The 18,546-nt window shown below is 69.9% G+C and carries 15 protein-coding genes and 1 tRNA gene; 5 read left to right on the top strand and 11 right to left on the bottom strand.

From position 1 onward, the window contains the following. Positions 1-356: 356 nt before the first annotated feature. Positions 357-1,715 carry a pyridoxal phosphate-dependent decarboxylase family protein gene (locus ACFYZZ_RS36775; protein ID WP_389185750.1) on the top strand — a complete coding sequence of 453 codons (1,359 nt, stop codon included), beginning with the start codon at positions 357-359 and terminating at the stop codon, positions 1,713-1,715. Further along, positions 1,712-3,124: a lysine N(6)-hydroxylase/L-ornithine N(5)-oxygenase family protein gene (locus ACFYZZ_RS36770; RefSeq protein ID WP_389185747.1), complete on the top strand. Its 1,413-nt coding sequence runs from the start codon at positions 1,712-1,714 to the stop codon at positions 3,122-3,124. Before ACFYZZ_RS36775 ends, ACFYZZ_RS36770 begins: the two co-directional genes overlap by 4 nt. Positions 3,125-3,196: 72 nt before the next feature. On the opposite strand, the gene ACFYZZ_RS36765 is transcribed toward ACFYZZ_RS36770, so the two are convergent. Further along, complete coding sequence (locus ACFYZZ_RS36765) at positions 3,197-5,002, bottom strand: bifunctional metallophosphatase/5'-nucleotidase (protein ID WP_389185744.1); 1,806 nt, start codon at positions 5,000-5,002, stop codon at positions 3,197-3,199. Positions 5,003-5,151: 149 nt separating this feature from the next. Here ACFYZZ_RS36765 and ACFYZZ_RS36760 point away from each other — a divergent pair, with 149 nt between their 5' ends. Together ACFYZZ_RS36760 and pyk are read left to right on the top strand one after the other, a co-directional pair. Beyond that, complete coding sequence (locus tag ACFYZZ_RS36760; RefSeq protein ID WP_389185741.1) at positions 5,152-5,847, top strand: SIMPL domain-containing protein; 696 nt, start codon at positions 5,152-5,154, stop codon at positions 5,845-5,847. 154 nt (positions 5,848-6,001) lie between these two features. Then, entirely contained in the window at positions 6,002-7,438 is a 1,437-nt protein-coding gene (gene pyk, locus ACFYZZ_RS36755) for a pyruvate kinase (protein WP_389185738.1), read from the top strand. 87 nt (positions 7,439-7,525) lie between these two features. On the opposite strand, the gene ACFYZZ_RS36750 is transcribed toward pyk, so the two are convergent. Then, positions 7,526-7,600, bottom strand: a tRNA-Leu gene (locus ACFYZZ_RS36750). A gap of 100 nt (positions 7,601-7,700) precedes the next feature. Here ACFYZZ_RS36750 and ACFYZZ_RS36745 point away from each other — a divergent pair. Then, positions 7,701-8,357 (top strand): ANTAR domain-containing response regulator, encoded by a 657-nt coding sequence (locus tag ACFYZZ_RS36745; protein WP_389185735.1) that lies wholly within the window; start codon positions 7,701-7,703, stop codon positions 8,355-8,357. 157 nt (positions 8,358-8,514) lie between these two features. On the opposite strand, the gene ACFYZZ_RS36740 is transcribed toward ACFYZZ_RS36745, so the two are convergent. The 9 genes from ACFYZZ_RS36740 to ACFYZZ_RS36700 form a co-directional block, all read right to left on the bottom strand. After that, entirely contained in the window at positions 8,515-9,231 is a 717-nt protein-coding gene (locus tag ACFYZZ_RS36740) for an ABC transporter ATP-binding protein (RefSeq protein ID WP_384606294.1), read from the bottom strand. After that, complete coding sequence (locus ACFYZZ_RS36735; RefSeq protein WP_389185776.1) at positions 9,228-10,139, bottom strand: ABC transporter ATP-binding protein; 912 nt, start codon at positions 10,137-10,139, stop codon at positions 9,228-9,230. Before ACFYZZ_RS36735 ends, ACFYZZ_RS36740 begins: the two co-directional genes overlap by 4 nt. Before the next feature lie 5 nt (positions 10,140-10,144). Further along, entirely contained in the window at positions 10,145-11,968 is a 1,824-nt protein-coding gene (locus tag ACFYZZ_RS36730) for a branched-chain amino acid ABC transporter permease (RefSeq protein WP_389185732.1), read from the bottom strand. A 5-nt stretch (positions 11,969-11,973) separates the two neighbouring features. Beyond that, positions 11,974-12,906, bottom strand: coding sequence for a branched-chain amino acid ABC transporter permease (locus ACFYZZ_RS36725; protein ID WP_389185730.1), 933 nt, complete (start codon positions 12,904-12,906; stop codon positions 11,974-11,976). A gap of 108 nt (positions 12,907-13,014) precedes the next feature. After that, positions 13,015-14,250: a branched-chain amino acid ABC transporter substrate-binding protein gene (locus ACFYZZ_RS36720; RefSeq protein WP_389185727.1), complete on the bottom strand. Its 1,236-nt coding sequence runs from the start codon at positions 14,248-14,250 to the stop codon at positions 13,015-13,017. Between the two features lie 290 nt (positions 14,251-14,540). Next, on the bottom strand, positions 14,541-15,149 hold the full coding sequence (locus tag ACFYZZ_RS36715; RefSeq protein ID WP_389185724.1) for a Tat pathway signal sequence domain protein: 609 nt from the start codon (positions 15,147-15,149) through the stop codon (positions 14,541-14,543). After that, positions 15,146-15,583 (bottom strand): hypothetical protein, encoded by a 438-nt coding sequence (locus ACFYZZ_RS36710; protein ID WP_389185721.1) that lies wholly within the window; start codon positions 15,581-15,583, stop codon positions 15,146-15,148. Before ACFYZZ_RS36710 ends, ACFYZZ_RS36715 begins: the two co-directional genes overlap by 4 nt. 54 nt (positions 15,584-15,637) lie before the next feature. Beyond that, positions 15,638-16,129: a hotdog fold thioesterase gene (locus ACFYZZ_RS36705; RefSeq protein WP_389185718.1), complete on the bottom strand. Its 492-nt coding sequence runs from the start codon at positions 16,127-16,129 to the stop codon at positions 15,638-15,640. Positions 16,130-16,176: 47 nt separating this feature from the next. Beyond that, positions 16,177-18,519 carry an FdhF/YdeP family oxidoreductase gene (locus ACFYZZ_RS36700; protein WP_389185715.1) on the bottom strand — a complete coding sequence of 781 codons (2,343 nt, stop codon included), beginning with the start codon at positions 18,517-18,519 and terminating at the stop codon, positions 16,177-16,179. Between the last annotated feature and the right edge of the window lie 27 nt (positions 18,520-18,546).

Genomic DNA, 18,546 nt, shown 5'->3' with positions numbered 1-18,546 from the left:
GTGCGGTCAAGAGGGTGTCTAACTCGGTCGTCACAACCCGATGTTGGACACCCTCCCTGCGTCCGTGAACCCCGCAATCGGAACTACTCGTCTAGCGCTCGCTCACGCACCACCCCCCGCTCACCGGGCACGTCGCTCATCCGCGCGTCAACCACCCGACCGACGTCAGCCGCAGGTCACCACACTCCAACGCGCTTTCCCCGTACGGCAGTACCCACTTTCGGGTTCCGATCGTTGGGCTTTACGGACGCGTGGGACTCTTCCCGTACAAACTGGAAGACGCCGTACAGAGGCCCCTGCACCAGCCGGAAGCCCCCATGGCCGCCCCCATGTCCCCGCGCCCCGGAGGAGAGCCCATGAGCATGCCGCCCCTCGCCTCAGGACCCGATGGCACCGGAGCCCTGCGGCCGCTCCTGGACACCGTCATGGACGCGCTCGCGAGCGGTGCCCGAGCCCGCGGGGGACCGCTGCCGGCCGGCGGGCCCGACGCCGTCGCCGCGCGGATCGCCGACGCCCTCGGGGACGTCCTGCCGGACGACGGCGACCCCGACGCGCTGCGCGCCCTCGTGCATGCCCTCGCCGAGGGCGCCGCCGACCCCGCCGACCCGCTGTGCGCGGCCCATCTGCACTGCCCGCCGCTCGCCGTCGCCACCGCCGCGGACCTCGCCGCGAGCGTCCTCAACCCGTCCCTGGACTCCTGGGACCAGGCCCCGGCCGCCTCCGCGCTGGAGGCCGAGGTCGCCCGTGCCCTGGCCCAGGAGATCGGCCTCGCCGACGCCCTGGTCACCACCGGCGGCACCGAGTCCAACCAGCTCGCCCTGCTGCTCGCCCGCGAGGCCCACGGCGGCAGCGTCCAGCTGGTCTGCGGGGCCAACGCCCACCACACGCTGCCCCGCGCTGCCTGGCTGCTCGGCCTGCCCGAGCCGGTCGTCGTCCCCGCCCCGGGCGGCACCCTCGACCCGGCCGCCCTCGACGCGGCCCTCACCGCGCTCTCCGGCCCGCTCCTGGTCGCCGCCACCGCCGGCACCACCGACGCCGGGCTCATCGACCCGCTGCCCGAGATCGCCGGCCTGTGCACCGCCCACGGCGCCCGCCTGCACATCGACGCCGCCTACGGCGGCGGCCTCGCCTTCAGCGACCGGCACCGGGACAAGCTCGCCGGGCTCGAAGCCGCCCACACCGTCACCCTCGACCTGCACAAGCTCGGCTGGCAGCCGGTCGCAGCCGGCCTGCTCGCCGTGGCCCGGCCCCGCGACCTCGCCGCCCTGCACCAGCGCGCCGACTACCTGAACGCCGACGACGACACCGAGGCCGGACTCCCCGACCTGCTCGGCCGCTCCCTGCGCACCACCCGCCGCCCGGACATCCTCAAGATCGCCGTCACCCTGAAGACGCTGGGTCGCAGCGGGCTCGGCACCCTGGTCGACCAGGTCTGCGCCCGCGCGCGCGAGTTCGCCGCGCTCGTCCAGGGCCACACCGGCTTCGAGCTGTACGACCGGCCCGTCATCAGCGCGGTCCTGTTCCGGCCCGCCGACGCGGACGACGACACGGTGGCCGCCGTACGCCGCAGGCTGCTGCACGAGGGCCGGGCCGTCCTCGGCCGCGCCCGGCTCGACGACCGCCTCTGGCTGAAGGCCACCTTCCTCAACCCCCACACCCGGCCGGACGAACTGGCCCAGCTCCTCAAACTCGTAGAAGGAACGACCCCCAGATGACCATCGCCCCACGCCACGAGCCCGAGTTCCCGCGCGACCTGGTCGGCATCGGCATCGGCCCCTGCAACCTCTCCCTGGCCGCCCTCGCCCACCCGCTCGCCGAACTCGACGCCGTCTTCTACGAACAGCGCCACGCCTTCGCCTGGCACCCCGGCCTCCTCATCGAGGGCGCCACCATCCAGGTGCCGTTCCTTGCCGACCTGGTGACCCTCGCCGACCCCACCAGCCCCTGGAGCTTCCTCAACTACCTCAGGACCCGCGAGCGGCTCTTCCCCTTCTACTTCGCCGAGCGCTTCCAGATCCAGCGCGCCGAGTACGACGCCTACTGCCGCTGGGTCTCCGAGAACCTCCCCGGGCTGCACTTCTACCACCAGGTCGACGCCGTCCGCTGGAACCCCGAACGCGACGTGTTCGAGGTCGACTTCACCCGGCTCGACGCCGAGGGCGAGGCCGAGGCGCTGGGCCGCACCTACACCCGCAACGTCGTCCTCGGCGTGGGCACCGCCCCCTACGTGCCCGACCCGCTGCAGCCCCTCGTCGAGGCGCCCGGCGTCCCGGTCATCCACGCCGCCGACTACCTCGACCACCGCGCCACCGTGCTCGCCGCCGAGCACGTCACCGTCGTCGGCTCCGGACAGTCCGGCGCCGAGGTCTTCCTCGACCTGCTGCGCCACCGTCCCGCCGGGCGCGAGCGGCTGCACTGGATCGGCCGGAGCGAGGCGTTCGCGCCGATGGAGTACTCCAAGCTCGGCCTGGAACACTTCACGCCCGACTACACCCGCTACTTCCACGCCCTCGCCGAACCCGTCCGCGACCGGCTGATCGCCGCCCAGTGGCAGCTGCACAAGGGCATCGACGCCGGCACCCTCGCCGACATCCACGACGAGCTGTACCGGCGCACCCTGGACGGAGGCTGGCCCGACGCGGTCCTGACTCCCGGGGTCCGGGTGCGCACCGCCGGCCGGGTCGCCACCACCAAGGTCGAACTCCACCTGGAGCACCTCCAGCAGGGCAGCCGCTCGCGGCTCACCACGGACGCCGTCGTCCTCGCCACCGGCTACCGCGAGCGCCCGCTGGGCCGCCTCCTCGCGGGACTCGACCCCTACATGCGCCGCGACAGCAGCGAACGCCCGCGTATCGAAGGGGAGTTCCGGCTGCTGCTCGACCCCTCGGTCACCGGGTCGGTGTACGTCCAGAACGCCGGACTCCACGCCCACGGTGTCGGCACCCCCGACCTCGGGCTCGCCGCCTGGCGCAGCGCCGGCATCCTCAACTCCCTCACGGGCAAGGAGCCGTACCCGCTGCCCACCCGGACGTCCTTCACCACGTACGGGCTGGAGGAGCCGCAGTCCCGGGTGCCGCAGCCCAGGCAGGCGACGCAGCTGACCCCGCTGGTGGACGGGAGGTAGAAGGCCCCCCGGGACGGTGACACGCACCCTGTGCGTGGCCGTCCCGGGAGGCCGGTTCACTTCCTGCGCGACCTAGAAGACGGGCGTGCCGTTCCGCGTGAGCTTCCAGTCCACGGACGCGAAGTCCTTCGGGTCCAGGACGCCCTTCGTGGTGACCCACTCCGCGATCCGGGTGCGGATCTCCGTCGACTCCGACCACAGTTCCTTGGCCGAGGCGACATGCGGGAAGGCGCCGCCGCCGTTGGCGCGGTAGTTGTTCACCGCGAACACGAACTGCTGGGCGTCGTCCAGCGCGGCACCGTTGAAGGTGAGGTTCTTGATCCGCGAACCGACCGGCTGGGCGATGTCGATGTCGTACGACAGGCCCGAGACGTAGTCGTAGTTGTAGTCGGGACGGCCGCCCTCGTTGGTCAGCTTGTCCACGTCGACGGCGGCGTCGGCGGCCGTCCGGACGTAGTACGCCGCCGAGTACTCCAGGTACGCCCGCACCTGCGCGCCCGTCAGCAGCTTGGCGACCAGCGTGTTGTCGTACACGTACAGGCTCGACAGGTCCCGGATGGTCACGTCGCCGGCCGGGATCTCGGAGGTGCGGGAGAACGGCGAGGCCTGCGCGATGACCGGCAGCGAGGCGTACTCGGTGCCCGCCAGCGCGGCCTTGACCACGTCCTCCTGGACCCTGGTGATCAGGTCGATGATCGGGGCGTCCTTGTAGCGGGCCTCGACCGTCGTGAGGGTCGCGGTCGTGGTGCCGACGACCTGGTTCACGTACTTGACGACCTTCGCGTGCTCGTCGCTGAGCAGCTTGGTGATCTTCGGGTCGTCGGCGACCGAGTTGGAGTTGAGCACCTTCGAGGAGACGGACTCGACGGTCCACCGGCCCTTCTCGAAGACCAGCTCGATGTCGAACACGGACAGCCGCTCCGCGTAGGCCAGCGGCTCCGACAGCACGACCGTCCTGCCGGTCTTGTCGTTGGTGACCTTCAGCTCCGGGATCTCCACGTGCGCGTGCCCGACGAGGATCGCGTCGATGTCCGGGACCTGCTTGGCGACGTTGGCGGCCGCGTTCTCCACGTACGGCAGCTGGTCACCGTAGGACGAGGTGCCGGAGGACCCGGAGTGCGCCGAGACCACGACGACGTCGGCGCCCAGCGCCTTCAGCTTCGGCACCCACTTCGCGGCCTGCTCCTCCAGGCCCGGGAACGCCAGCTTGCCCTGCACGTACGCCTTGTCCCAGATCGCGATGCCGGGGTTGGTCAGACCGAGCACGGCGACCTTGACCGGACGGGCACCCGGCACGTGGAACGTCTTGACGAAGTAGGGCGGGAAGGCGGGCCGCAGCGTCTTCGCGTCGACCGCGTTGGCGCCGAGCAGCGGGAAGTCCAGCTGGTCCTCGAACTTGCGCAGGGTCTCGATGCCGTAGTTGAACTCGTGGTTGCCGAGCGCCGCGGCGTCGTACCCGATCGCGTTCATCGCCTGCGCCATCGGGTGCACCGGGCCGCCCTTGGCCGTGATCGGGTCGACCTTGGCGTAGTAGTACGTCAGCGGGGTGCCCTGGATCGTGTCGCCGGCGTCCAGCAGCAGCGTGTTGCAGTGGCCCTTCTCCGCGCGGATCTGGTCGACCAGGGTCGAGATCCGGGCCAGGCCCTGGGCGTTGCCCGCCTTGTCGGTGTAGTGCGCGTTCTTGAAGTAGTCCCAGTTGAAGACGTGGCCGTGCAGGTCGGTGGTGCCCATGACGGTGAGCGAGTGGCGCTTCACGTGCTTCCCGGACGTCTGCTGCTCGGCCGCCTGGGCCGCCGGAGCCGCCGCCGCACCGGCGATCGCAACTCCCGCGCCCGTCGCGGCGGACTTCTTCAGGAACTTCCGGCGGTTCAACGGCATCTCTTGGTCTCCTCGGCGAATGGTCAACAACGCGCGTAGATTCTGACCTGGTCATGACTGACGGCAACAGGTCCAAGAGGTTGCGATCTGGTGACCGGATGCGTGAACTCCGGCCGCCGAAGCGGGAGGTGCGTGACAGAGTGGGACGTATGACCTCCCCCTCGACCGTTCCGTACGGCACCCCCGACGCCCCCCTGCTCGTGGTCCGCGGCGAGGCCGAACTCGACGTCGAGCCCGAGATCGCCCGCATCGGCGTGACCGTGACCGCCCGCGGCCGCGACCGGCGCTCCACCCTGGACGACCTCACCCGGCGCAACGCCGCCGTGCTCGACCTCGTGAAGTCCTACGGGGACGCGGTGGAGGAGCTGTCCACCGGCGCCTTCTCCATCACCCCGGAGCTGACCGAGCGCGGCCGGGGCGAGCGGGTGCGCAGCTATCAGGGCCGGGTCCACCTCGGCGCCGAGTTCTCGGACTTCACCGTCCTCGGTGAACTGACCACGCGTCTGGCCGACTTGGAGCTGACCCGGGTCGACGGCCCCTGGTGGTCCCTGCGCCCCGGCTCGCCGGTGCACGCCGAGGCCCGGCGGCGGGCGGTCGGCGACGCGCTCCAGCGGGCCCGGGAGTACGCCGAGGCCCTCGGCACCTCGATCGCCGCCCTGGTCGAACTCGCCGACACCGGCGCCGAGCGACCGCGGGCCGGCGGGGCCGCCTTCGGACGGGGCGTCCGGCGCATGAGCATGGCCGAGGCGGCCGAGCCCGCCGAACCCCTCGATCTGGAACCTTCGCGACTGCGTGTCACCGCCCAGGTCAGCGCCCAATTCACACTGGCGCCGCCGCGGCTGTGAATTCCGGACACGAAGAAGCTACGACCGAAAAGAATCGCTCATAGGAGCGGGCGCCTGCACAATTCAACACTTGTCAATAGCCCTTTACTCAAAGGTTGTTGAGTGGTCATGTGGGCCGGATTCTCTACCGGCGGGTAAGGCCTAGGCTCGAATCATGCGCCGAGCGAAGATCGTCTGTACCCTGGGGCCCGCCACCGACTCGTACGACCAGATCAAGGCACTGGTCGAGGCCGGAATGGACGTCGCCCGCTTCAACCTCAGCCACGGCACTCACGCCGAGCACGAGGAGCGATACCGGCACGTACGAAAGGCAGCCGACGAAACCGGTCGCAGCGTCGGAATCCTCGCCGACCTTCAAGGTCCGAAGATCCGGCTCGGCCGCTTCAGCGAAGGCCCCGTACTCCTTGAACGCGGCGACTCCTTCACCATCACCGTGGAGGAGGGCGTCGAGGGCGACCGCCACACCTGCGGCACCACCTACGCCGGCCTCGCCGCCGATGTCACCGCGGGTGAGCGCGTCCTCGTGGACGACGGCAAGGTCTGCCTGGAGGTCACCGCCGTCGACGGCCCCCGGGTCCGCACCCGGGTGGTCGAGGGCGGCGTCATCTCCGACCACAAGGGCCTGAACCTGCCCGGCGTCGCCGTCTCCGTGCCCGCCCTGTCCAAGAAGGACCAGGACGACCTGCGCTGGGCGCTGCGCACCGGCTTCGACGTCATCGCCCTCTCCTTCGTGCGCAGCGGCAGGGACGCCGTCGACGTCCACCGCATCATGGACGAGGAGGGCCGCCGCCTCCCGGTGATCGCCAAGGTGGAGAAGCCGCAGGCGGTCGACAACATCGACGACATCGTCGCCGCCTTCGACGGCATCATGGTCGCGCGCGGCGACCTGGGCGTGGAGATGCCGCTGGAGCAGGTCCCGATCGTGCAGAAGCGCGCGATCAAGCTCGCCAAGCGCAATGCCAAGCCGGTCATCGTGGCCACCCAGATGCTGGACTCGATGATCGACAACTCCCGCCCGACCCGTGCCGAGGCCTCGGACGTGGCCAACGCGGTCATCGACGGCACGGACGCGGTGATGCTGTCCGGCGAGACCAGCGTCGGCAAGTACCCGATCGAGACCGTGCGGACCATGGCGAAGATCGTCGAGGCCGCCGAGGAGGACCTGCTCGCCAAGGGCCTGCCACCGCTGACCGAGCGGAACAAGCCCCGCACCCAGGGCGGCGCCGTCGCCCGGGCCGCGGCCGAGATGGGCGACTTCCTCGGGGCGAAGTTCCTGGTGGCCTTCACCCAGTCGGGAGACACGGCCCGCCGGCTGTCCCGCTACCGCTCGCCCATCCCGCTGCTGGCCTTCACCCCGGAGCAGGCCACCCGCTCCCAGCTCAGCCTCACCTGGGGTGCCGAGACCTTCCTCGGCCCGCACGTCGACTCCACGGACGCCATGGTCGACCAGGTGGACGAGCTGCTCCTGAAGTACGGCCGCTGCCGGAAGGGCGACGTCGTGGTCATCACGGCGGGTTCCCCGCCCGGTGTCTCCGGCTCGACCAACATGGTCCGGGTGCACCACATCGGCGAGGACGACAGTCCCAAATAACGGACCCAGGGTGGTCCAGGGTACGGAAAAGGGCCCCTCACCCAGAGAGGCCCGACCAATTCAGTGACCTTGGAATCCAAGGAAAAGTGCCCCGGGTCGGACTCGAACCGACACTGTACGGGTTTTGAATCCGTTGCCTGCTGCCAATTGGGCTACCGGGGCTCGCAGAATCCAAGGTTTCCCCCGACCCTCCGCGCGTCCACCATACCGTAGCTAGGTAGGCTCTTGTCAGCAGTACCCCTGCCCTGAACGAGGAGCCCCCGTGACCGCCGAGTCGCCCCAGCCCGTAGACGTGCCCGACGAGGACAAGTCGCACGTGCCTCCGCTGACGACCCGTGTCGTCATCGCCGAGGACGAGGCGCTGATCCGGCTCGACCTGAAAGAGATGCTGGAGGAGGAGGGGTACACCGTCGTCGGCGAGGCCGGGGACGGGGAGCAGGCCGTGGAGCTGGCCCGTGAGCACCGGCCGGACCTGGTGATCCTCGATGTGAAGATGCCCAAGCTGGACGGCATCTCCGCGGCCGAGAAGATCGCCGAGGAGTCCATCGCCCCGGTCCTCATGCTCACCGCGTTCTCCCAGCGCGACCTCGTCGAGCGCGCCCGGGACGCCGGTGCCATGGCCTACCTGGTGAAGCCGTTCAGCAAGAGCGACGTCGTACCGGCCATCGAGATGGCCGTCTCCCGCTTCACCGAACTGAAGCAGCTGGAGCAGGAGGTCGCCGACCTCACCCTGCGCCTGGAGACCCGCAAGCTGGTCGACCGCGCCAAGTCCATCCTGCAGACGGAGTACGGGCTGACCGAGCCCGCCGCCTTCCGCTGGATCCAGAAGACCTCCATGGACCGCCGGATGTCGATGCAGCAGGTCGCCGAGGCGGTCATCGCGGACAACCAGGAGAAGAAGGCCGCGAAGAAGGCCTGACGCGGCACTTGAACGAAGAGGCCCGCGCCCCGGAGAAGAGGGGCGCGGGCCTTCGCGCCCCTAAGGGGCGCGGGACTCTATTCGATTTGCGGCTCCGCCGCGTGGGCACGACCAGCCACGACGGACCCGCAGCGTGCGAGCGGCCGAACCGGCGGAGCTAATCCTCGCCGAGGTACGCCTTGCGGACCGACTCGTCGTGCAGCAGGTCCTGGCCCGTGCCGGACAGGACGATGTTGCCGACCTCCATGACATGGCCCTGGTCGGCGAGCGAGAGCGCCGCCTGGGCGTTCTGCTCGACCAGCAGGATCGTCGTGCCCTGGGACTTCAGCTCGGCGATCGTCGCCATGATCTTCTGCATCATGATCGGCGACAGACCCATGGACGGCTCGTCCAGCATCAGCAGCTTCGGCTGGGACATCAGGGCGCGGCCCATCGCCAGCATCTGCTGCTCACCGCCGGAGAGGGTGCCGGCGGCCTGCTTCCTGCGCTCCCCGAGGATGGGGAAGAGGTCGTAGGCGCGCTGGATGTCCTTCTCGATGCCCGGCTTGTCGTTCCGCAGGAACGCACCGAGGCGCAGGTTGTCCTCGATGGTCATGCGCGGGAAGATGTGCCGCCCCTCGGGGGAGTGGGCGAGCCCCAGCGAGACCACCTGGTGGGCCGGGATCTTCTTCAGCGACTTGCCGTTGAACCTGATCTGCCCGCCGACCGGCTTGAGCAGGCCGGAGAGCGTGCGCAGGGTGGTGGTCTTGCCGGCGCCGTTGGTGCCGATGAGGGTGACCACCTGGCCGGCCTCGACCTTGAAGGAGATGCCCTTGACGGCCTCGATCTTGCCGTAGGCGACCCGCAGGTCCTCTACTTCGAGCAGTGCGGTCATCGGTCGTTCTCCTTGCCGGGCGCGGCGTCCGTCGTGGCCTCGGCGTGCGCCTCGGCCGCCTCGACCTCGGCGACCTCCTCGTCGCCGGGGGCGTTCTCGAAGGGTTCGCCGAGGTACGCGGCGACGACCCGCTCGTCGCCCTGCACGGTCGCGCTGTCGCCCTCGATGAGCTTCTCGCCCTGGACGAGGACGGCGACGCGGTCGCAGAGGTTGAAGATGAAGCGCATGTCGTGCTCGATGACGAGCACGGCGATGCCCTTGTCCCGGATGGCGAAGACCAGTTCCTCGGTGGCGCGGGTCTCCTGCGGGTTCATACCGGCCGTCGGCTCGTCCAGGAGCAGCAGGCCGGGCTCGCTGGCCAGCGCCCGGGCGATCTCCAGCTTGCGCTGCTCGCCGTAGGGGAGGTTACGGGCGAGGTGCTCGGCCTTCGCCTCCAGGCCCACGAACTCCAGGAGTTCCATGGCACGGGCGCGGGAGGCCGCCTCGGCCTTGTGGAAGCCGGGGCCGCGCAGCAGCGCGGACCACAGGCCCTCCTTGGTGCGGGTGTGCCGGCCGACCAGCACGTTCTCCAGGACCGTCATGTTGCCGAACAGACGGATGTTCTGGAAGGTACGGGCGATGCCCGCCGCCGTGACCTTGAAGGACTTCGGCGGCAGGACCTGGCCCTTGTAGCGGACCTCGCCCTCGGTGGGCACGTACAGACCGGTGAGGCAGTTGAAGAACGTGGTCTTGCCGGCGCCGTTGGGGCCGATCAGACCGACGATCTCGCCGCTGTTGACGGTGAAGTCGACATTGCGTACGGCCGTCAGACCGCCGAAGCGCATCGTGACGCCGCGGGCGTCGAGCACGACCTCGCCGGGTGCGGACGCGCCGGGGGCGGCGTCCTGGGTGGTGGTGTCGGTGATCATGGTGGTCACGCCCCTGCCTTGCTGAGGACGGCGGGCGCTTCTGCCTCTTCGTGGAATTCGAGCTGGCGGCGCCGGTTGGGGATGAGGCCCTCGGGGCGGAAGCGCATCAGGATTACGAGCGCGACGCCGAAGGCGAAGAGCTGGTAGTCGCCCAGGAACTGGAGCTTGGCCGGGATCAGGTACAGCAGCGCGGCACCGACCAGCGGACCGGAGATGGTGCCCATGCCGCCGAGGACCACCGCGGCCAGCAGGAAGGCCGAGTTGGGCGGCACGACGTGCGCGAACTGGTACTGCTCCGGGGTCACCGTGTACGTGACGTGAGCCTGGACGGAACCGGCGAGGCCGGCCATGCAGGCGCCCAGGGCGAACGCGATGAGCTTGACCCGGAAGCCGTTGATGCCCATGGCGAGCGCGGCGGTCTCGTCCTCGCGGATGGCGATCCAGGCGCGGCCGATGCGGGAGTCGCTGCTGCGCCGGAACACCACGACCACGATGAGCGTGATGAGCAGCATCAGCAGGAAGTAGTTCGCGAACCGGCCGACGGTGGCGCCGAGGAACTGGTGCTCCTGGCCGAAGTCGAAGCCGAGGATGTTCAGGTTCGGGATCGAGGAGATGCCGTTGGAGCCGTTGGTGACGTCCGGGCCCGAGGTGCCGTCCATGTTGAGGACGGTGATGCGGAAGATCTCACCGAAGCCGAGCGTCACGATGGCGAGGTAGTCGCCGCGCAGGCGCAGGGTCGGGGCACCGATGAGGACACCGAACACCATGGCGACGGCCGCGCCGGTCAGGGCCGAGGCCCAGAACGGCCAGCTGACGTGCAGCGGCGAGGACGGCGAGCCGGAGACCAGGGCCGCGGTGTAGGCGCCGACACCGAGGAAGGCGACGTAACCGAGGTCGAGGAGGCCGGCGAGGCCGACGACGATGTTCAGGCCGAGCGCGACGGTGGCGAAGATCAGGATGTAGACGCCGATCGTCGCGTACTGGTCGTCGGACTGGGTGAACGGGAAGGCGGCCGCGGCGGCGAAGGCACCGGTCATGGTGATGTTGCGGTGGCGCGCCGTGATCGCCGAGACCCGGGCCACGAGCCCGGCCTTGGAGAGGGCGCCGAAGCCGAAGCCGGCGGTGATGAGGAAGCCGATGAACAGCTGGTCGTACTCGGTGCCGATGCCGTAGGTGAAGACGATCAGACCGACCGCCATCGCCGCGATGATGACGAGGATCTCGGCGTAGGCGGGCAGCTTGGGGGCCGGCGCCAGGGGCTTGGAGGCGAAGGCCGCCTTGAAGTTGTTCCAGTTCTGCCGGGACTGGTGGCGGAACTTCTCCATGCCGCTGTCGTCCGGGTCGGCGAGGTCAGGGGCCGGCCGCTCGAACGGCAGGGCCAGCGCGCCGACCAGGGCCGCCAGCGTGGCGATGGCCACGACGAAGCCGCCGGCCTCCAGGTTCACCAGGCCGCCCAGCTTGGCGCTGATGGCGATGACCGTGTACCAGGCGGTGGCGAAGGTGCCGAGCGCGGCCGTCTTCAGCGCGCTGTCGGCGCTGCCCGGGGTCAGCCACTTCAGGCCCTTGACGCCGTAGGAGGCGAGGCCGAAGAGGGTGGTGAGGATGCCGCCGATCAGGACGAGGACCTGAAGTCCGCCCGGGTAGCCGTAGACGGTGAGGTCGCCGGGGAACGCGGCGGTCCAGGTCCAGGCGAGGAAGGTGGAGAGGATCGTCAGGACGCCGCCGCCGGTGGCGAGGGCCCGGCCGAGCGGGGCGGGCAGGCCGATCAGGCCGGACGGGGCGGCCGCGGGAGCGCTCGAGGTCTCGGATGTGGTGGTCTGTGTGGTCATCGGTGTCACGCCCTGTCCGCGACGCGTTCGCCGAGCAGACCCTGGGGCCTGAACAGCAGAACGAGGATGAGGAGTACGAAGGCCCAGACGTCTGCCCAGGACTGGCTGCCGAACTTGTCCATGCCGGGGATGTCGGCGATGTAGGCGGTGGACAGGGCCTCGGCGACGCCGAGGACGAGGCCGCCGAGCATGGCGCCGTAGATGTTGCCGATACCGCCGAGGACGGCCGCGGTGAACGCCTTCAGACCGAGGATGAAGCCCATGCGGAAGTCGATCTGGCCGTACTTGAGGCCGTAGGCCACGGATCCGACGGCGGCGAAGGTGGCACCGAGGGCGAACGCGACCACGATGATGCGGTCGGTGTTGACGCCCATCAGCTTCGCGGTGTCCGGGTCCTGGGCGGTGGCCTGCATGCCGCGCCCGGTACGGGTGCGCATCACGAAGTAGGCGAGGAACGCCATGCTGAGCGGTGCTGCACAGACCAGGAAGATGTCACCGGTCTGGATCGTGACGTTGCCGATCTCGAAGGGGCCGCCCGGGATGCTCGGGAAGGTGCGGGCGGACTTGGCGCCCGGGTACCAGGCCCACACCGCCTGCTGGAGGGCGAGGGAGAGACCGATGGCGGTGATGAGGGGAGCGAGGCGGGGTGCGCTGCGCAGAGGGCGGTAGGCGAACCGTTCCGCTCCGACGGCGACCGTGACGGCGACGAGGATGGCGCCGATGAGCATGAGCGGCAGTGCCACCCACATCGAGGTGCCGTCGGGAAGGATGTAGGCGTAGACCGTGAGCGCGCCGAACGCGCCGGTCATGAATATCTCGCCGTGGGCGAAGTTGATGAGCTGGACAATGCCATAGACCATCGTGTAGCCAATGGCGACCAGCCCGTACATGGATCCAAGTAGCAGGCCGTTGACCAGCTGCTGCGGCAGTTCGTTCACCGCATGTCCTCCGAGCGTTCGGAAAGTTCGACGGATGTGGCCGGATGCGAGTCCGCGCGGGGCGCCATGGAACAGCGCCCCGCGCGGCTCGGCTGGTGCGGGTGTGGGTCAGCCGGCGTTGTAGGTGCCGGACTCCACGGCCTTCCAGGCACCGCCCGTGACGGAGTAGACGGTGAGCTGCTTGTTGGTCGCGTCACCGTACTCGTCGAAGGAGACCTTGCCGGTCACACCGTCGAAGGAGACGTTCTGCATCGCGGCGGTGATCTTCGCGCGGGCGTCGGACGGCAGCTTGCCGCCGTTGTCGTCGACGACCTTCTTCACGGCCTCGATGATCGACCAGGCCGAGTCGTAGGAGTAACCGCCGTACGCCGCGTACGCCTCCTTGTAGCCCGCCGCCTTGTAGTTGGCGACGAACTCCTTGGCGGAGTCGAGCGTCTCGACCGGCGCACCGACCGAGGTGGCCAGGTCACCGGTGCCGGAGGCGCCGGCCAGCTTGATGAAGTCGTCGGCGTAGATGCCGTCACCGCCGACCAGCGGGATCTTGGCGCCGGCGGCCTTGATCTGCTTGCTCAGCGGACCGGCCTGCGGGTACTCGCCGCCGTAGTAGACCACCTGGGCACCGGAGTTCTTCACCTTGGTGGCGACCGCGGAGAAGTCCTTGGTGTCGGGGTTGATGTGCTCGGTGCCGACGATCTTGCCGCCGAGCTTCTTGAACTCGTCGGTGAACGTCCCGGCGAGGCCGGCGCCGTACGTCTTCTTGTCGTCGATGACGAAGGCCTTGGTCTTCTTGGCCTTGTTGTAGACGTACTGGGCGGCGAACGGGCCCTGGATGGCGTCCGTGGTCGCGGTGCGGAAGTACGACTTGTACTGGCGCGCCTTCGACTTCCGCCAGTCGGGACCCTGGGTCAGGTCCGGGCTGGTGTTGGCCGGGGAGACCTCGACCAGTTTGGCGTCGTCGAAGACCTTCTGCATCGACTGGGCGACGGAGGAGTTCAGCGGACCGACCACGCCGAGGACACCCGACTCACCGACGAACTTGGTGGCGTTCGTCTGGCCCGAGGAGGGCTGCGCCTGGTCGTCGAGGGCCTCGACCTTGAAGGTGATGCCCTTGACGTAGTTCTTCTTGTTGGCCTGCTTGGCCGCAAGGTCCACGGAGTTCCGGATACCCAGGCCGAGCGCGGACAGGTCGCCGGTCAGCGGGGCGTCGACGCCGATGGTGACGGTGGTGCCGCCACCGTTGCCGGAGTCCGAACCCTTGTCGCCGTCGCGCGAGCCGCAGGCGGTGAGGGTGAGTGCACCCGCCGCCAGGGCGGCGGTGATGGCGATGAGCGAACGTTGACGCACGATCAGTCCTTTCCGATCGACGACCGCATCCCCGTGGAAACGGTCGAGCCGCTCGCGCCTGGCCGAACTGAGAATCCGACTGCGCGGTGACTGGCCGTGACTCTAGGCGTGTGTGGGGAACGTGGAGGAGGGTCTGACCAATGCTGTGACGCTCTTGTTATGACACGAGGTAATGCAGAGCGGTACGCCGTGGGGGGAACGCCGGAATTCAGGCCGATTCGCCCTGTCCGCATTGTGAGAACCCGCAGGACTCACCGTGATCCGTTCAGGTGTCTCAAGGGTTTTGGTGATTACATACCACTGTTGCTGCAGGCGACTTTCAGGCCGTGCGAGAGGTGCTGTGCGTAGTGGGGGCCGAGGATGAAACTTTGAATCTGCATTGCGCGCGTATTACGTAGAGTTACTTCCAGGAAAGGCATCCCGGCGTCCTTCGGAACCTTTCCGCATTCCGTCACTTGCATGGTTATGGTGATCTTGCGAGGAGCGCCTGCCTTTGTCCGGAAGGGGACATGCGGCACCGCGGCCACCGAGAGACCGGCGTACGGCTGGGTCACTCGGGTCACGGTGACCGGCGGTCCCGACTCCACGCTCAACAGCACCTCGAAGCGGAAGCTGCGGGCCGGCCCGCCGGGCGGGGTGGCCCGCTCGCGCAGGTACGACATCGTCACCACCTGGGCGGGGTACGGCACTTGGGGCGGTGCCGGTTGCCGCGGGCGGGTCGCGTAGAGATAGCCGCCGCCCGCGAGCAGGAGTGCGACGGCGGCGAGGGCCAGGGCGGGCCGGCGGTGGCGGGCGTACAGGGACGAGAGCAGTGCGCGCCTTCGGCCGCGGGGAGCCTGCGGTGCGGTGTCCCACGCCTGCGTGCCCTCGCCGGGCTCCAGGGGGCCGATGCCGCTCATTGCCACGGACCTCCGCTCGGGGTTCCGTGCCGGTACCGCTCGGCGCAGGCACTGCGGGCCTGGCGGTCGATCAACTCGTCGGCGGCAGCGGCCCCTTGGCGCCGCTCGGCCGCCCGCGCCGCGTCCACGACGTCGCGCAGGATCTCGTACTGCGCGTTGGACAGCCCCATGGACTGGTAGTCGCCGTAGGTGCCGCTGTCGAGCACCTTCCGCGACCAGTGGGCGACGATCCTCGCGCACAGCTCCGCGTCGGAGGCCGGCGCCGCGGAGGCGCCGGCCGAGCCGCTGGCCGAGTGTCCGGGGCCGCCGGCGCCGCCCGCACCTGGCCCGGCGTCGTCCGCCCCGCCGCAGCTCGTCGTCCACAGCAGGGCCGGCAGCGCCAGCCAGACCGTCAGGAACCTCACCCCCGGGCAGGGGCCCCCATGCCGTGCCATGTGCCGAAGCTAAGGGGAGGGAAGGCGGGGGGCAACGGGGCGGCGGGGACGCGCTCAGTCGCCGGCGGGCCGGACGTGCGCCTCGTCGCCGGCCCGCACGTCCCGGAGCAGGCAGGTCAGCCGGGCGCTGCACACCCGGCGGCCCTCCTCGTCAGTGATCACGATGTCGTACGTCGCCGTCGACCGCCCCCGGTGCACCGGCGTCGCCACGCCGGTCACCAGGCCCGAGCGGACCCCACGGTGGTGCGTGCAGTTGAGGTCCACGCCGACCGCGATCTTCGAGCTGCCGCCGTGCAGCATGGAGCCGACCGAGCCCAGCGTCTCCGCCAGCACCGCGGACGCGCCTCCGTGCAGCAGCCCGTACGGCTGGGTGTTGCCCTCCACCGGCATCGTGCCGACGACCCGCTCCGCCGACGCCTCCAGGATCTGCACGCCCATCCGCGTCCCGAGGTGGCCCGCCGAGAACAGCGCGGGCAGGTCGACACCGAGCGCGGCGTACTCGTCTATGACCTCCTGCGGGAATTTCACCTGCTGCTGCTCGCCCATGGGTCGGCTCCGTTCGTCGTACACCTGTCTCTTGGCTGAGCAAACGCTCAGTCGGTCGCCGATTGTTCCAGACGGGCTTCCGGCCGGGCCTCCGGGCGCCCCTCCAGCGCGCTCTCCAGGCGGACCACGACGGACTTGCTGGCCGGGGTGTTGCTGGTGTCGGCGGTGGCGTCCAGCGGCACGAGCACATTGGTCTCCGGGTAGTACGCCGCCGCGCAGCCCCGCGTCGTCGGATAGTGCACGACGCGGAAACCGGGCGCCCGCCGCTCCACGCCGTCCCGCCACTCGCTCACCAGGTCCACGTACGACCCGTCGGTGACCCCCAGGGCCCGCGCGTCCTCCGGGTTCACCAGCACCACCCGGCGGCCGTTGGTGATGCCCCGGTAGCGGTCGTCCAGGCCGTAGATCGTGGTGTTGTACTGGTCGTGCGAGCGCAGTGTCTGCAGCAGCAGCCGGCCCTCGGGCAGCTTGGGGTACTCCACCGGCGCCGCCGTGAAGTTCGCCTTGCCGGTCGCCGTCGGGAAGCGGCGCTCGTCGCGCGGCGCGTGCGGCAGCGTGAAGCCGCCCGGGCGGGCCACGCGCGCGTTGAAGTCCTCGAAGCCGGGGATCACGCGCGCGATGCGGTCGCGGATCGTCGCGTAGTCCCTCTCGAACTCCTCCCACGGCACCTTGCTGTCCGCGCCGAGCACCCGGCGCGCCAGCCGGCACACGATCGCCGGCTCGGACAGCAGCTGCGGGCTCGCCGGCGCGAGCCGCCCGCGTGAAGCGTGCACCATGCCCATGGAGTCCTCGACCGTGACGAACTGCTCCGTGCTCTTCCCGTTCGGGCCGGCCTGCAGATCGCGCTCGGTACGGCCGAGCGTCGGCAGGATCAGGGCACGCGCGCCCGTGACGACGTGCGAGCGGTTGAGCTTGGTCGACACGTGCACGGTCAGCCGCGCGCGCCGCATGGCCGCCTCGGTGACGTCCGTGTCGGGGGAGGCGGAGACGAAGTTGCCGCCCATGGCGAAGAACACCTTCGCCTCGCCGTCCCGCAGCGCGCGGATGGCCCGGACGACGTCGAATCCGTGCTCGCGCGGGGGCGCGAACCCGAACTCCTTCTCCAACGCGTCCAGGAACGCCGGGGCGGGCCGCTCGAAGATGCCCATCGTGCGGTCGCCCTGCACGTTGGAGTGGCCCCGCACCGGGCACACGCCCGCGCCCGGGCGGCCGATGTTGCCGCGCAGGAGCAGGAAGTTGACCACTTCGCGGATGGTCGGAACGGCGTGCTTGTGCTGGGTGAGGCCCATCGCCCAGCAGACGATGGTCCGCTCGGAGGCGAGGACCATGCCGAGGGCCTGCTCGATCTCCGCCCGGGACAGGCCGGTCGCCTCGAGCGTCTCGTCCCAGTCGGCGGAGCGCGCGGCCTCGGCGAACTCCTCGTACCCGTGCGTGTGCTCGCGGACGAACTCCTCGTCGACGGCGCCTTCCGTCTCCAGGACCAGCTTGTTGAGGAGGCGGAACAGGGCCTGGTCGCCGCCGATGCGGATCTGCAGGAACAGATCGGTGAGGGCGGCGCCCTTGAGCATGCCCTGCGGGGTCTGCGGGTTCTTGAACCGCTCCAGGCCGGCCTCGGGCAGCGGGTTGATGCTGATGATCCGCGCGCCGTTCGCCTTGGCCTTCTCCAGCGCGGAGAGCATGCGCGGGTGGTTCGTCCCGGGGTTCTGCCCCGCGACGACGATCAGGTCGGCCTTGTACAGGTCCTCCAGCAGGACGCTGCCCTTGCCGATGCCGATCGTCTCGGAGAGCGCCGAGCCGGACGACTCGTGGCACATGTTCGAGCAGTCGGGCAGGTTGTTCGTGCCCAGCTCGCGCGCGAAGAGCTGGTACAGGAACGCGGCCTCGTTGCTGGTCCGCCCCGACGTGTAGAAGACGGCCTCGTCGGGGGAGCCGAGGGCGGAGATCTCCTCGGCGATGATGTCGAAGGCGCGCTCCCAGCTCACCGGCTCGTAGTGATCTCCGCCTTCGGCCAGATGCATGGGATGCGTGAGCCGTCCCTGCTGTCCCAGCCAGTACCCGCTCCTGGTGGCCAGGTCGGCCACGGAATGCGCGGCGAAGAACTCCGGGGTGACCCGGCGCAGGGTGGCCTCCTCGGCGACCGCCTTGGCGCCGTTCTCGCAGAACTCCGCCTTGTGCCGGTGGTCCGGCTCCGGCCAGGCACAGCCCGGGCAGTCGAAGCCGTCCTTCTGGTTCACCCGCAGCAGGGTCAGCGCGGTGCGCTTCACACCCATCTGCTGCTGGGCGATGCGCAGAGTGTGCCCGATGGCGGGCAGCCCCGCCGCCGCGTGCTTCGGCTCCGCGACCTGCGGCGCGTCCTGAACCGGATCACCCTTGGGCGGCTTGGTCGCCATCGCACGGTCCCCTTCGACTGCGTGTGA

Source organism: Streptomyces sp. NPDC001816 (genome assembly GCF_042892235.1).
Classification (GTDB): Bacteria; Actinomycetota; Actinomycetes; order Streptomycetales; family Streptomycetaceae; genus Streptomyces.
This window is presented reverse-complemented; position numbering and strand designations above follow the sequence as displayed.